The sequence below is a fragment of the Staphylococcus schweitzeri genome, from assembly GCF_002902405.1.
GTDB lineage: Bacteria > Bacillota > Bacilli > Staphylococcales > Staphylococcaceae > Staphylococcus > Staphylococcus schweitzeri.
This window is the reverse complement of sequence record NZ_PPQS01000035.1, coordinates 73,931-89,327: the sequence shown is the minus strand read 5'-3', so window position 1 is coordinate 89,327 and position 15,397 is coordinate 73,931. Positions and strand designations below refer to the sequence as shown.

The 15,397-nt window shown below is 33.3% G+C and carries 12 protein-coding genes; 11 read left to right on the top strand and 1 reads right to left on the bottom strand.

Going from position 1 to position 15,397, the window contains the following annotated elements; genetic code table 11:
* Window positions 1-210 precede the first annotated feature (210 nt).
* Window positions 211-657 (bottom strand): hypothetical protein, encoded by a 447-nt coding sequence (locus CD116_RS07825; protein WP_047531068.1) that lies wholly within the window; start codon window positions 655-657, stop codon window positions 211-213.
* Window positions 658-908: 251 nt separating this feature from the next.
* Between CD116_RS07825 and isaB the strand changes: the two genes are divergently transcribed.
* The 11 genes from isaB (at window position 909) to CD116_RS07770 (ending at window position 15,360) form a co-directional block, all read left to right on the top strand.
* Window positions 909-1,436 (top strand): immunodominant staphylococcal antigen IsaB family protein, encoded by a 528-nt coding sequence (isaB, locus tag CD116_RS07820; RefSeq protein WP_047531070.1) that lies wholly within the window; start codon window positions 909-911, stop codon window positions 1,434-1,436.
* 425 nt (window positions 1,437-1,861) lie between these two features.
* Window positions 1,862-3,391 carry a zinc metalloproteinase aureolysin gene (gene aur / locus CD116_RS07815; RefSeq protein ID WP_047548177.1) on the top strand — a complete coding sequence of 510 codons (1,530 nt, stop codon included), beginning with the start codon at window positions 1,862-1,864 and terminating at the stop codon, window positions 3,389-3,391.
* Window positions 3,392-4,247: 856 nt separating this feature from the next.
* The gene (locus tag CD116_RS07810) at window positions 4,248-4,697 is read left to right on the top strand and encodes an arginine repressor (protein WP_000748765.1); all 450 of its coding nucleotides are present in this window, start codon (window positions 4,248-4,250) and stop codon (window positions 4,695-4,697) included.
* A 346-nt stretch (window positions 4,698-5,043) separates the two neighbouring features.
* Window positions 5,044-6,279, top strand: a complete 1,236-nt coding sequence (gene arcA / locus CD116_RS07805; protein WP_047426852.1) for an arginine deiminase — start codon at window positions 5,044-5,046, stop codon at window positions 6,277-6,279.
* A 32-nt stretch (window positions 6,280-6,311) separates the two neighbouring features.
* On the top strand, window positions 6,312-7,322 hold the full coding sequence (argF, locus tag CD116_RS07800; RefSeq protein ID WP_047426849.1) for an ornithine carbamoyltransferase: 1,011 nt from the start codon (window positions 6,312-6,314) through the stop codon (window positions 7,320-7,322).
* A gap of 96 nt (window positions 7,323-7,418) precedes the next feature.
* Window positions 7,419-8,849 carry an arginine-ornithine antiporter gene (arcD, locus tag CD116_RS07795; protein WP_047531073.1) on the top strand — a complete coding sequence of 477 codons (1,431 nt, stop codon included), beginning with the start codon at window positions 7,419-7,421 and terminating at the stop codon, window positions 8,847-8,849.
* Between the two features lie 15 nt (window positions 8,850-8,864).
* Window positions 8,865-9,806, top strand: a complete 942-nt coding sequence (gene arcC / locus CD116_RS07790) for a carbamate kinase (RefSeq protein WP_047531074.1) — start codon at window positions 8,865-8,867, stop codon at window positions 9,804-9,806.
* A gap of 98 nt (window positions 9,807-9,904) precedes the next feature.
* Window positions 9,905-10,609 (top strand): Crp/Fnr family transcriptional regulator, encoded by a 705-nt coding sequence (locus tag CD116_RS07785; protein ID WP_047450004.1) that lies wholly within the window; start codon window positions 9,905-9,907, stop codon window positions 10,607-10,609.
* Between the two features lie 350 nt (window positions 10,610-10,959).
* Window positions 10,960-13,779 carry an MSCRAMM family adhesin clumping factor ClfB gene (clfB, locus tag CD116_RS07780; RefSeq protein ID WP_103325233.1) on the top strand — a complete coding sequence of 940 codons (2,820 nt, stop codon included), beginning with the start codon at window positions 10,960-10,962 and terminating at the stop codon, window positions 13,777-13,779.
* Window positions 13,780-13,896: 117 nt separating this feature from the next.
* The gene (locus tag CD116_RS07775; RefSeq protein ID WP_047548173.1) at window positions 13,897-14,658 is read left to right on the top strand and encodes an alpha/beta hydrolase; all 762 of its coding nucleotides are present in this window, start codon (window positions 13,897-13,899) and stop codon (window positions 14,656-14,658) included.
* A 246-nt stretch (window positions 14,659-14,904) separates the two neighbouring features.
* A complete protein-coding gene (locus tag CD116_RS07770) occupies window positions 14,905-15,360 on the top strand; it encodes a MarR family winged helix-turn-helix transcriptional regulator (RefSeq protein ID WP_047426832.1) in 456 nt (151 codons plus the stop codon).
* Window positions 15,361-15,397: the final 37 nt, after the last annotated feature.

The window sequence follows — 15,397 nt, the reverse complement described above, 5'->3', positions numbered from 1 at the left end:
AAGCTGACGAAAAGTCAGCTTACGATAATGTGCAAGTTGGGGTGTGGGCCCCAAATATATTGTGTTTCTTATGCATGAATCTTGCTCATGTATTCCCATTTTTAAATACTCATTAGCTGTGGCTAACGTGTAAGAAGCACTACATAATAAATCATTAGTGGTTCTTTATGATTTCCGTCCAACTCCCTAAGAGAATTATTATTTCAGTATTTAATTTTTAGAGGACTGTATTTCAGGTGACTGCTTAGAAGACTGATTGCTATTATTTGAATTATTAGGTGGACTTTGTTGTTTATTATTTTGCCCATTCGTTGTTGATTGACTACTGCCACCGTGTGAGTCATTGTTATTTGATGATGACTTGTTAGGTTGGGCAGGTGCAGTATTTGAAGGTACGGTTTGATTATTTTGTCCATTTGATTGTGGAGATTGTTGATTACCAGTATTGCTATTATTATCATTTTGATTTGTGTTTGATTTTCCTGTATTTTCATTATTTTGATTAGTTGATTCAGAGTCTTTTTTTTGATGTGTTGTTTTATTATCTTGCTCGTCATTTTTATGAGATGAGGTAGAATGATTTACTGCTGTATAAATGGCGAATCCTAATGCTGCAATTAATATGATAATTACGATGGATATAAGAAACTTTTTCAAATATAACGCCTCCGTTTTAATGTGAACTGTTAATTCAAGAAATTTAAAAAACAAGTTAATGATAATTTGTTATCGTTGTACATTTTAAAGTTACAAAGTAAACGATATTAATGTTTTTGGCAATTTTGATGTGCTTTCAAATAAGTATAACAAAACTGTTATGTATTTTTAAATATAATTAATAGTATTTTATTTAACAAGCAAGTTATAATTAAAGTAAACGAAAAACTTTTATGGAAAAGAGAGATAATATGAATAAAGCAACTAAAATTTGTCTTGCAACAACATTAGCTTTTGGAACATTGATTGGAGCAACTGTCGTAGGAAATGAAACAACAGTAAATCATGAGGCACAGGCAGCAACAACACCATACTATACGTATAATGGTTATATTGGACATAATGCGAATTTTATTATGGATAAACATTTCATTAATGCAATTAAACATGATAACGTGAAGTTTAACGGTATTAAATTAGCTAAGACTAATGCGACAAAGAAAGTAGAGAAATATGATCAAACTTTTAAAGAGGTCTCAGCAAATGGTAACAAGGCAGGGCAGTTACAATTCATCGTCAAAAATGATGTATCTTTAAAAGATATTCAAAAAGCTTATGGTAAATCGTTACAAAAAGAAAATAATAACAAACAAGATTCTAATAGTGGTATTTTTTACTACCAACCAAATAAAAAATCATTAGGCATATGGTTTGTTGTTGATCACAACAGAGTAGTAGAAGTAACTGTTGGACATACACCTTATAAAACAAGTAAATAAAATATAAATTTATCATAAAGACTAGGATGTTACCTCAGGAGTACATTCTAGTCTTTTTAATTTGAAGAGTAAGAATATTGCATCGTGTTTAATCGCTTAATATAAGAAAAAATGTTTATCCGATACAATATATTTAAAGTGCTTACATAAGTTATTGTAAGTGCTTATTAAGTTATGTTGCACTATTTTGTAGTTGTTAAAAATTTCACAAAATAAAGCCTTGATAAATTTTAAAATATAATTAAGTACAATTTTTAAAAATTAATTTAATTAGAGATAACAATTTTGAAAAAAGAAAAGAATCAATAAATAAAATCATCAAACAAAAAATGTAGAAATAAATTGAAATAACCGTTTACTTTTCTGAAAAATTAAATTAATATTTTATTTATAAGCTGTTTTTAAAAAATCAGGAGGAATGAAATGTGAGGAAATTTTCAAGATATGCATTTACAAGTATGGCAGCAGTAACGTTATTGAGCACTTTAGTACCTACAGCAGTTGCAGCAGACACGGATAGCAAATCGGCTAATTCTGATATTAATTTTGAAGTGACACAAAAAAGTGACGCGGTTAAAGCTTTAAAAGAATTACCTAAATCTGAAAATGTAAAAAATAATTATCAAGATTACTCTGTTACTGATGTAAAAAAGGATAATAAAGGTTTCACGCATTATACATTACAACCTAGTGTTGATGGAGTACATGCACCTGACAAAGAAGTTAAAGTACACGCAGATAAATCAGGAAAAGTTGTTTTAATCAATGGTGATACAGATGCGAAGAAAGTAAAGCCAACGAATAAAGTAACAATAAGTAAAGATGAAGCTGTTGATAAAGCATTCAAAGCAGTAAAAATTGATAAAAATAAGGCTAAAAACCTTAAAGATGATGTTATCAAAGAAAATAAAGTTGAAATTGATGGTGACAGTAATAAATATATTTACAATCTTGAATTGATTACTGTTAGTCCAGAAATTTCGAACTGGAAAGTTAAGATTGATGCCCAAACAGGTGAAGTTGTTGAAAAAACAAATTTAGTTAAAGAAGCAGCAGCTACTGGTAAAGGTAAAGGGGTACTTGGAGACACTAAAGATATCAATATTAATAGCATTGATGGTGGATTTAGCTTAGAAGATTTAACGCATCAAGGTAAGTTATCTGCATATAGTTTTAATGATCAAACTGGTCAAGCGACATTAATTACAAATGAAGATGAAAACTTTGTAAATGATGATCAACGCGCTGGTGTAGATGCAAACTATTATGCTAAACAAACATATGATTATTATAAAAATACATTTGGTCGTGAATCATATGATAACCATGGCAGTCCAATTATTTCATTAACACATGTTAATAATTATGGTGGTCAAGATAACAGAAACAACGCAGCATGGGTTGGCGACAAAATGATTTATGGTGATGGCGATGGCCGTACATTTACAAATTTATCTGGCGCAAATGATGTAGTTGCACATGAGTTAACGCATGGTGTTACACAAGAGACAGCGAAATTAGAATACAAAGATCAATCAGGAGCATTAAACGAAAGCTTTTCAGATGTCTTTGGATACTTTGTAGATGATGAAGATTTCTTAATGGGTGAAGATGTTTATACACCAGGAAAAGATGGAGATGCATTACGTAGTATGTCAGATCCTGAACAATTTGGGCAACCATCTCATATGAAAGATTATGTATACACTGAAAAAGATAATGGCGGCGTACACACTAATTCTGGAATTCCAAATAAAGCAGCTTATAACGTAATTCAATCAATAGGGAAATCAAAATCAGAACAAATTTATTATCGCGCTTTAACTGAATACTTAACAAGTAATTCAAACTTCAAAGATTGTAAAGATGCACTTTATCAATCAGCTAAAGATTTATATGACGAGCAGACAGCTGAGAAAGTATATGAAGCATGGAATGAAGTAGGCGTCGAGTAATAGTATAGAAACAAGAAGAAGTAATGTTAAACACTTATAAATAATAAAATTTTAAAATACAGCTTATATAAGAGGATGATATTAACAAAAAAGCAATTTCGTTGTTGATACACATCCTCTTTTGTATTTATTGGGTTAGTGTGAGGTTTGTCTGCTGTAAGACATCTGGATAGTCTAATAATATCAATGTCCTAGGGCTTAAATTCTAATCAATTTTGACTGGGGTGTTTGGGATACAACGATAAGGGAGTGGGACAGAAATGATATTTTCGCAAAATTTATTTCGTCGTCTTACCCCAACTTGCACATTATTGTAAGCTGACTTTCCGCCAGCTTCTATGTTGGGGCCCCGCCAACTTGCACATTATTGTAAGCTGACTTTCCGCCAGCTTCTGTGTTGGGGCCCCGCCCCAACTCGCATTGTCTGTAGAATTTCATTTCGAAATTCTCTGTGTTGAGGCCCCTTACTAGAATTGAAAAAAGCTTGTCACAAGCGCATTTTCATTCAGTCAACTACTGCCAATATAACTTTGTAGAGCATAGAACATTGATTTATGTCTCAGGCTCTATGCATGAGTTTTACGCATATGTTCCTATCTTTAGTACACATTAGCTGTAGTTAATGATAAATAACCACTACATAATAAATCATTAGTGGTCATTTATCATTTCTGTTCCACTCCCAATTTTAACAAAAAATATATTATCTAAAATACAAATGCTGTTTTAAAAGTTGTCACAAAAATTTACATACATTCTTATTATCTTTTGCAAAATAAAGTGTTAAATTATAAATGAAACATACATGAATTTATTTAATAATACAAGAAACTTAACTACAAAAGGAGTTTACAAAATGAAGAAAAGTAAACGATTAGAATTAGTTTCTACAATAGTTAAAAAGCATAACATTTATAAAAAAGAACAAATTATATCATATATTGAAGCGTATTTTGGCGTGAGATACAGCGCTACAACAATTGCTAAAGACTTAAAGGAACTAAATATATATCGCATACCCATTGATTGTGAAACGTGGGTTTATAAAGCAATTAATAATCAAACCGAGCGTGAGATGAAAGAAAAGTTTAAACACTATTGTGAACATGAGGTTCTTAGCTCAATCATCAATGGTTCATACATTATCGTCAAAACATCCCCAGGTTTTGCACAAGGCATTAACTATTTTATTGATCAATTAAATATTGAAGAGATACTAGGGACAGTTAGCGGGAATGATACAACATTGATATTAACATCATCAAATGAGATGGCTAAGTATGTATATGCGAAATTATTTGGCTAAACATTTTCAATTGAAAAAAGATATATTCACAACATAATATGCGTACACAAGTTGATTACTAAATTTTAACTTGTGTACGCATGTTTTTGTAAAGAGAAAAAATTCATAGACATTCATTTGACTGTATAAAAAACTTTATATAACATACTTTCTAGGTTTATTTTGAATAAATAATGCATATTTATTGTTTAATCCACTTTATTTATGCATAAAAATCCATTATTATGTATTGTATAACAAAAAGACATGAAATTTTCGACTTTTTATATGTGAATATAATCACATGAAAGCGCTTGAAAATTGTCTATACTCTAGTTGAATTCAAAGTCAAAAGGAGGAAATAGACATGACAAATGGACCAATTAAAGTGAATAGCGAAATTGGAACTTTAAAGACTGTGTTGCTTAAGCGTCCTGGCAAAGAATTAGAAAACCTTGTACCTGATTATTTAGATGGATTATTATTCGATGATATTCCTTATTTAGAAGTTGCTCAAAAAGAGCATGATCATTTTGCACAGGTACTTAGAGATGAAGGTGTGGAAGTACTTTATCTTGAAAAGTTAGCTGCTGAAAGTATTGAAAATCCTCAAGTAAGAAGTCAATTTATTGACGATGTATTAGCAGAGTCTAAAAAAACAATATTAGGTCATGAGGAAGAAATTAAGGCATTATTTGCAACACTTTCTAATCAAGAACTTGTAGATAAAATAATGTCTGGGGTACGTAAGGAAGAAATTAATCCGAAATGTACACATCTAGTAGAGTATATGGATGATAAGTATCCATTCTATTTAGATCCAATGCCAAACCTTTATTTTACAAGAGATCCACAAGCCTCAATAGGACGTGGTATTACAATCAATCGAATGTTCTGGAGAGCACGACGACGAGAATCAATATTTATTCAATATATTGTAAAGCATCATCCTAGATTTAAAGATGCGAATATTCCAATCTGGTTAGATCGAGATTGCCCATTCAATATTGAAGGTGGCGATGAACTTGTATTATCTAAAGATGTCTTGGCTATAGGCGTTTCAGAACGTACATCTGCACAAGCAATTGAAAAGTTAGCGCGTCGTATTTTCGAAAACTCACAGGCGTCGTTTAAAAAAGTAGTAGCAATTGAAATCCCGACAAGTCGAACATTTATGCATTTAGACACAGTATTTACGATGATAGACTATGATAAATTTACAATGCACTCAGCTATTTTAAAGGCAGAAGGCAACATGAACATATTTATTATTGAATATGATGAAGCCAATCAAGATATTATCATTAAACAAACTAGTCATTTAAAAGAAACTTTAGAAGAGGTTCTTGGCATAGAAAATATTCAATTCATTCCAACAGGAAATGGTGATGTTATTGATGGTGCAAGAGAACAATGGAATGACGGATCAAACACTTTATGCATTAGACCTGGTGTTGTAGTGACTTACGATAGAAACTATGTATCAAACGATTTATTAAGACAAAAAGGTATCAAAGTCATTGAAATATCTGGTAGTGAGTTGGTACGTGGACGAGGTGGCCCAAGATGTATGAGTCAGCCATTATACAGAGAAGATATATAACTTAATAATTGATAGAAACGAGGGTGAAAATAATGACAGAAATTCAAAAACCATTTGATCTAAAAGGCAGATCGTTATTAAAAGAAAGTGATTATACGAAAGCTGAATTTGAAGGCTTAATCGATTTCGCGATTACATTAAAAGATTATAAGAAAAAAGGCATTAAGCACCATTATCTTGCTGGTAAAAATATTGCATTATTATTTGAAAAAAATTCTACTCGTACACGTGCCGCATTTACAGTAGCATCTATTGATTTAGGCGCACATCCAGAATTTTTAGGAAAAAATGATATTCAGTTAGGTAAAAAAGAATCTGTAGAAGATACTGCGAAGGTATTAGGTAGAATGTTCGATGGCATTGAGTTTCGTGGTTTTTCACAACAAGCTGTAGAAGATTTAGCAAAATTTTCAGGCGTACCAGTTTGGAATGGTTTAACAGATGATTGGCATCCAACACAAATGCTGGCTGATTTTATGACAGTTAAAGAAAACTTCGGCTACTTAGGAGGTATTAACTTAACATATGTTGGTGACGGCCGTAATAATATTGCACATTCTTTAATGGTAGCAGGTGCAATGTTAGGTGTTAATGTGAGAATTTGTACACCTAAATCATTAAATCCAAAAGAGGCATATGTTGATATTGCAAAAGAAAAAGCGAGTCAATATGGTGGATCTATTATGATTACGGATAATATTGCAGAAGCAGTTAAAGATACAGATGTTATTTATACGGATGTATGGGTATCAATGGGTGAAGAAAATGAATTTGAACAACGTATTAACTTATTAAAAGATTATCAAGTGAATCAAGAAATGTTTGATTTAACAGGCAAAGATTCAACAATATTCTTACACTGTTTACCAGCATTTCACGATACAAATACATTGTATGGACAAGAAATTTATGAAAAATATGGCTTGACTGAAATGGAAGTTACGGACCAAATCTTTAGAAGTGAACATTCAAAAGTTTTCGATCAAGCTGAAAATAGAATGCATACAATTAAAGCAGTTATGGCAGCAACATTAGGTAGTTAGTTACTTAATGGAAGTATATTGATATGATGTGTCTGTTGGTTAAGATATTGTTGATATGAACAGGCGCTTCATATTGATATTAAAGGAGAAATGAATATGAACGAATCAGGAGATAACAAACTTAGTAAGTCTTCTTTGATTGGACTAGTTATAGGATCCATGATTGGTGGCGGTGCTTTCAATATCATGTCTGATATGGGAGGTAAAGCTGGTGGATTAGCTATTATTATTGGTTGGCTCATTACAGCTATCGGTATGATTTCATTAGCGTTCGTATTTCAGAATTTAACAAATGAACGGCCGGAGCTAGACGGTGGTATTTATAGTTATGCTCAAGCTGGATTTGGCGATTTTGTAGGCTTTATAAGTGCTTGGGGATATTGGTTCTCAGCGTTTTTAGGCAATGTTGCTTATGCAACACTTTTGATGTCAGCAGTAGGTAACTTTTTCCCAATTTTTAAAGGAGGAAACACATTACCTAGTATTATTGTCGCCTCGTTACTACTCTGGGGTGTCCATTTCTTGATTTTAAAAGGCGTTGAAACAGCAGCATTTATCAATAGTATTGTTACCGTTGCAAAGTTAATACCGATTTTACTTGTAATCATATGCATGATCATTGCATTCAATTTTGACACTTTTAAGACAGGCTTTTTCGGTATGACGTCAGAAAGTGTATTGCCATTTAGTTGGGCCAGCACAATGGGCCAAGTTAAAAGTACGATGCTAGTGACAGTTTGGGTGTTTATCGGTATCGAAGGTGCAGTAATTTTTTCTAGTAGAGCTAAAAATAAAAAAGATGTAGGTAGTGCCACGGTTATAGGACTAATATCAGTTTTAATTATCTATTTCTTATTAACTGTATTAGCTCAAGGCGTGATTTTGCAAAATCATATTTCTCAATTAGATTCGCCAAGTATGGCACAGGTGCTTGCATCTATTGTAGGCGGTTGGGGATCTACGCTTGTAAATATTGGTTTAATAATTTCGGTACTAGGTGCATGGTTAGGGTGGACATTGCTTGCTGGTGAATTACCTTTCATTGTTGCAAAGGATGGACTGTTTCCAAAATGGTTTGCTAAAGAAAATAAAAATGGTGCACCAGTAAACGCATTACTTATCACTAATATATTAGTTCAATTGTTTTTAATAAGTATGTTATTCACTCAAAGTGCATATCAATTTGCATTTTCACTTGCATCAAGTGCTATTTTATATCCTTATATGTTCAGCGCATTTTATCAAGTTAAATACACATTAGAGCATCGACAGCAAGCAACTACAAAACAGTGGACGATTGGTATTATTGCATCACTTTATGCCTTGTGGCTTGTCTATGCAGCAGGTATTAATTATTTGTTATTAACAATGTTACTTTATATACCAGCACTTTTAGTCTATTCAATTGTTCAAAAGAATAATCAGACACGTTTGATTAAATCAGATTATATCTTTTTTGTGGTTATTATCGTACTAGCGGTTGTCGGATTAATTAAACTAATGATGGGAATGATTAATGTTTTCTAAAAGGAGAGACATAGTATGAAAGAAAAAATTGTCATTGCATTAGGTGGTAATGCGATTCAAACAAAAGATGCAACAGCAGAAGCACAACAAATTGCAATTAGACAGGCAATGCACAACCTTAAACCTTTATTTGATTCATCAGCACGTATTGTCATTTCACATGGTAATGGTCCGCAAATTGGTAGTTTATTGATTCAACAGGCCAATTCCAATAGTGATACGACACCAGCAATGCCCCTTGATACTTGTGGTGCAATGTCACAGGGTATGATAGGCTATTGGTTGGAAACTGAAATCAATCGCATTTTAACTGAAATGAATAGTGATAGAACTGTAGGCACAATCGTAACACGTGTGGAAGTAGATAAAGATGACCCGCGATTCGATAACCCTACAAAGCCCATTGGACCATTTTATTCTAAGGACGAAGTTGAAGTTTTACAAAAAAAACAACCTGAGTCAGTCTTTAAAGAAGATGCAGGTCGTGGTTATAGAAAAGTAGTTGCGTCACCATTACCTCAATCTATACTAGAACATCAGTTAATTCGAACTTTAGCCGATGGTAAGAACATTGTCATTGCATGCGGTGGTGGCGGTATTCCAGTTATAAAAAAAGAAAATACCTATGAAGGTGTTGAAGCGGTTATAGATAAAGATTTTGCTAGTGAGAAATTAGCAACGCTGATTGAAGCAGATACCTTAATGATTCTTACGAATGTAGAAAATGTATTTATTAACTTTAATGAACCAAACCAACAACAAATCGATGATATTGATATTAAAACCTTAAAAGATTACGCGGAACAAGGTAAGTTTGCGGAAGGATCGATGTTACCAAAGATAGAAGCGGCAATACGATTTGTTGAAAGTGGGGAAAATAAAAAAGTTATCATTACTAATTTAGAGCAGGCGTACGATGCTTTGATAGGTAATAAAGGTACACACATTCATATGTAACCCTTTATCACGCGACAAAACATTAAATATGTTTCTCCGTTGATTCAAATGAAAAAGTTGTCTGCTGACACTTTGCAAGGTTTGAAGGAGTTTAACTTATGACAGAAAACTTTATTTTGGGTAGGCAAAATCAATTAGAACATGAACTGAAGGCATTGGCAGATTATATTAATATCCCTTATAGTATATTACAACCATATCAAAGTGAGTGTTTTGTCAGAAATTATTCAAAAGGCCAAGTTATTTATTTTTCGCCACAAGAAAGTAGCAATATTTACTTTTTAATTGAAGGTAACATAATTAGAGAACATTACAATCAAAATGGAGATGTATATCGTTATTTTAATAAGGAGCAAGTATTATTTCCAATCAGTAACTTATTTCATCCAAAAGAGGTTAATGAATTGTGTACAGCATTAACTGATTGTACGGTTCTTGGGTTGCCTAGAGAATTGATGGCCTTTTTGTGCAAAGCTAATGATGATATATTTTTGACACTTTTTGCATTAATAAATGATAATGAGCAGCAACACATGAACTATAACATGGCATTAACAAGTAAATTTGCTAAAGATCGAATTATCAAATTGTTATGTCATCTATGTCAGACAGTAGGTTACGATCAAGATGAATTTTATGAGATTAAACAGTTTTTAACTATTCAACTTATGAGCGATATGGCTGGGATTTCCCGAGAAACAGCTGGTCATATTATTCATGAATTGAAAGATGACAAACTTGTTGTGAAAGATCATAAAAATTGGCTGATAAGTAAGCATTTATTTAATGATATATGTGTTTAATATACAATGTAAAATAAAGAATTTGAACATGAGGTCTAACGTACATTTATGCGTTAGACCTTTTTCGCTAGAGTGATGAAGAATTTAATATGTTAGCCTAATTTTTATTGTTGAAATTACAGTAACATTTTAGGTTATGAAAAATTTAGAACTTCTAAGTTTTTGAAAAGTCAAAAATTTATAATAGTGTAAAAATAGCATATTGATTTTTGATAGTTAACAGAAAATTTCGAGTTATATAAATAGGGAGAAAACAAATTTTACGTAATTTTTTTCAAAAAGCAATTGATATAATTCTTATTTCATTATACAATTTAGTCTAATCTAGAAATTGAAATGGAGTAATATTTTTGAAAAAAAGAATTGATTATTTGTCGAATAAGCAGAATAAGTATTCGATTAGACGTTTTACAGTAGGTACCACATCAGTAATAGTAGGAGCAACTATACTATTTGGGATAGGCAATCATCAAGCACAAGCATCAGAACAATCGAACGATACAACACAATCTTCGAAAAATAATGCAAGTGCAGATTCCGAAAAAAACAATATGATAGAAACACCTCAATTAAACACAACGGCTAATAATACATCTGATATTAGTGCAAACACAAACAGTGCGAATGTAGATAGCACAGCAAAACCTATGTCTACACAAACGAGCAACACCACTATAATAGAGCAAGCTTCAAAAAATGAAACACCTCGACTGACGGCTGTCCAAGATCAAGCAACTGCTGCAAAACCGCAAGATCAAACTGTTCCTCAAGAAGCAAATTCTCAAGTAGATAATAAAACAACGAGTGATGCTAATAGCATAGCAACAAATAGCGAGCTGAAAAATCCTCGAACATTAGATTTACCACAATCATCACCACAAACAAGTAAAAGCAATCATCAAACGATTTCCAATACACAAGACTCTAGCAAACCAAGCGTTAGACCAAGAGCATTGCGTAGTTTAGCTGTTGCTGAACCGGTAGTAAATGCTGCAGATAACAAAGGTACAAATGTAAATGATAAAGTTACGGCAAGTAATTTACAGTTGCAAAAGACTACATTTGACCCTAATCAAAGTGGTAACACATTTATGGCGGCAAACTTTACAGTGACAGATAAAGTGAAATCAGGGGATTATTTTACAGCGAAGTTACCAGATAGTTTAACTGGTAATGGAGACGTGGATTACTCTAATTCAAATAATACGATGGCAATTGCAGATATAGTAAATGATAAAAAAGACGTTGTAGCAAAAGCGACATATGATACATTGACTAAAACCTATACATTTGTCTTTACAGATTATGTCAATGACAAGCAAAATATTAACGGACAATTTTCATTACCTTTATTTACAGATAGAGCAAAGGCACCTAAATCAGGAACATATGATGCAAATATTAATATTGCAGATGAAATGTTTAATAATAAAATCACTTATAACTATAGTTCACCAATTGCTGGTATTGATAAGCCAAATGGCGCAAATATATCTTCTCAAATTATTGGCGTAGACACAGCTTCAGGTCAAAACACATACAAGCAAACTGTATTTGTTAACCCTAAGCAACGAGTTTTAGGTAATACGTGGGTGTATATTAAAGGTTACCAAGATAAGATTGAGGAAAGTAGCGGTAAAGTAAGTGCTACAGATACGAAACTGAGAATATTTGAAGTGACAGATACATCAAAATTATCAGATAGTTATTATGCAGACCCAAATGATACTAATCTTAAAGAAGTAACTGATCAATTTAAAGATAAAATTTCTTACCAATATCAAAATGTAGCAAGTATCAATTTTGGTGATATAAATAAAACATATGTAGTATTAGTAGAAGGGCATTACGACAATACAGGCAAAAACTTAAAAACTCAGGTGATTCAAGAAAATGTTGATCCTGCGACGGGGAAAGACTACAGTCTTTTTGGTTGGAATAATGAAAATGTTGTAAGAAATGGTGGCGGAAGTGCTGATGGTGATTCAGCAGTAAATCCAGTTGATCCAACGCCGGGTCCACCGGTTGATCCAGAGCCAACACCAGATCCAGAACCAACACCGGATCCAGAGCCAACGCCGGATCCAGAGCCAACGCCGGATCCAGAGCCAACACCAGATCCAGAGCCAACACCGGATCCAGAGCCAACACCAGATCCAGAACCAACGCCGGATCCAGGAAACGATAGTGACTCAGATTCAGACAGCGATTCAGACTCGAATAGCGACTCAGATTCAGACAGTGGCTCGGACTCGGACGGCGATTCAGATTCAGACAGCGATTCAGACTCAGAGAGTGACTCAGATTCAGATAGCGATTCAGACTCAGACAGCGACTCAGATTCAGATAGCGATTCAGACTCAGAGAGTGACTCAGATACAGACAGCGACTCGGATTCAGACAGTGGCTCAGACTCAGATAGCGACTCAGATTCAGATAGCGATTCAGATTCCGACAGCGATTCAGACTCAGAGAGTGACTCAGATTCAGAGAGTGACTCAGATTCAGATAGCGATTCAGATTCAGACAGCGATTCAGATTCAGAGAGTGACTCAGATTCAGATAGCGATTCAGACTCAGACAGCGACTCAGATTCAGAGAGTGACTCAGACTCAGATAGCGATTCAGACTCAGACAGCGACTCAGATTCAGATAGCGACTCAGATTCAGACAGCGACTCGGACTCGAATAGCGACTCAGATTCAGACAGCGACTCGGACTCAGATAGCGATTCAGACTCAGACAGCGATTCAGACTCAGACAGCGACTCGGACTCAGACAGCGACTCGGACTCAGATAGTGACTCAGACTCAGACAGCGACTCAGACTCAGATAGCGACTCAGATTCAGACAGTGGCTCAGATTCAGATAGCGACTCGGACTCAGACAGCGACTCAGACTCAGATAGCGACTCAGATAGCGACTCAGATTCAGACAGTGGCTCAGATTCAGAGAGTGACTCAGATTCAAAAGTCACACCACCAAATAATGAACAGAAAGTGCCAATGAATCCTAAAGGTGAATCAAAGCAGGATACATCTGATGCTTTACCAGAAACTGGAGATAAGAGCGAAAATACAAATGTAACTTTATTTGGTGCAATGATGACATTATTAGGGTCATTACTATTGTTTAGAAGACGTAAGCAAGATCATGAAGAAAAAGCGTAATTAATATTTCAAGCCGGGCACAAAATGTGTGCCTGGTTTTTTGTATGGAAATATTTTAAAGTGAATAGTTTAAGCGTAAAATGTTGGTAAAGTAGAATTAGAAAGGGGTCATGATATATGGCGTATATTTCATTAAACTATCATTCACCAACCATAGGTATGCATCAAAATTTAACAGTCATTTTACCGGAGGATCAAAGCTTCTTCAAAAACGATGTAACAGCACAACCACTAAAAACGTTAATGTTATTGCATGGATTATCAAGTGATGAAACAACATACATGAGATATACAAGTATAGAAAGATATGCGAATGAACATAAATTAGCAGTCATTATGCCCAATGTCGACCATAGTGCATACGCAAATATGGCTTATGGTCATAGTTACTATGATTATATTTTAGAAATATATGATTATGTGCATCAAATTTTCCCACTTTCAAAAAAGTGTGAAGATAATTTCATAGCAGGACATTCAATGGGAGGATACGGCACAATTAAATTTGCATTAACTCAAGGCAATAAATTTTCAAAAGCCGTTCCATTGTCGGCTGTATTTGAAGCACAACATTTAATGGATTTAGAGTGGAATGATTTTTCAAAAGAGGCTATTATTGGCAATCTTTCAAGTATTAAAGGAACTGAACATGATCCGTATTACTTGTTAGACAAAGCTGTAGCTGAAGATAAACCAATTCCTGAATTGCTCATTATGTGTGGTAAAGAAGACTTTTTATATCAAGATAACTTAGATTTTATCGATTATTTATCACACAAAAATGTTCCTTATCAATTTGAGGATGGACCGGGAGAGCATGATTATGCATATTGGGACCAAGCAATTAAACGTGCTATAACATGGATGGTGAATAATTAATTATTTCCTAGAAAATAATGTGGGTGCATTAAATAAACAGGATAAGTGATACAAACAATTTAATTTCAACTAATACTACTGAGTGCTTTAATTATTTTTATATTAAAATGATTGACCCAAATCGCTGGTGTTCATAAATGTTTCTCGTGAAACTTAGATTTAGCTTATAGTTTTTATCGCCATTTGTATGACTTACATTATAAATTTTATTATAATGAGGTTAACGCTTTGAAAGGAGTAATCATCATGTCGACCAATAAAAACGATTATGAGCATATGTTGTTTTATTTTGCGTATAAGACTTTTATTACTACCGCTGATGAAATCATAGAGAAATATGGTATGAGCCGTCAGCATCATCGTTTTTTGTTTTTTATAAATAAATTACCTGGTATTACTATTAAAGCATTACTAGAAATATTAGAGATTTCTAAACAAGGTTCACATGCAACACTTCAAAAATTAAAAGATCAAGGTCTCATTGTTGAAAAAGTTTTAGAGACAGATCGACGTGTCAAAAAATTATATTCGACAAGTAAAGGTGATCAACTTATTGCTGAATTAAACAAGGCACAAGATGAATTATTGCAAAATATATACCAACAAGTCGGTTCAGATTGGTATGATGTGATGGAAGCATTAGCTAAAGGGAGACCAGGCTTTGATTTTATTAAGCATTTAAAAGATGAAAAAGACAGCTAGCATCAGAAAATGTTAAAAATCTTCGCATTCTTAAATT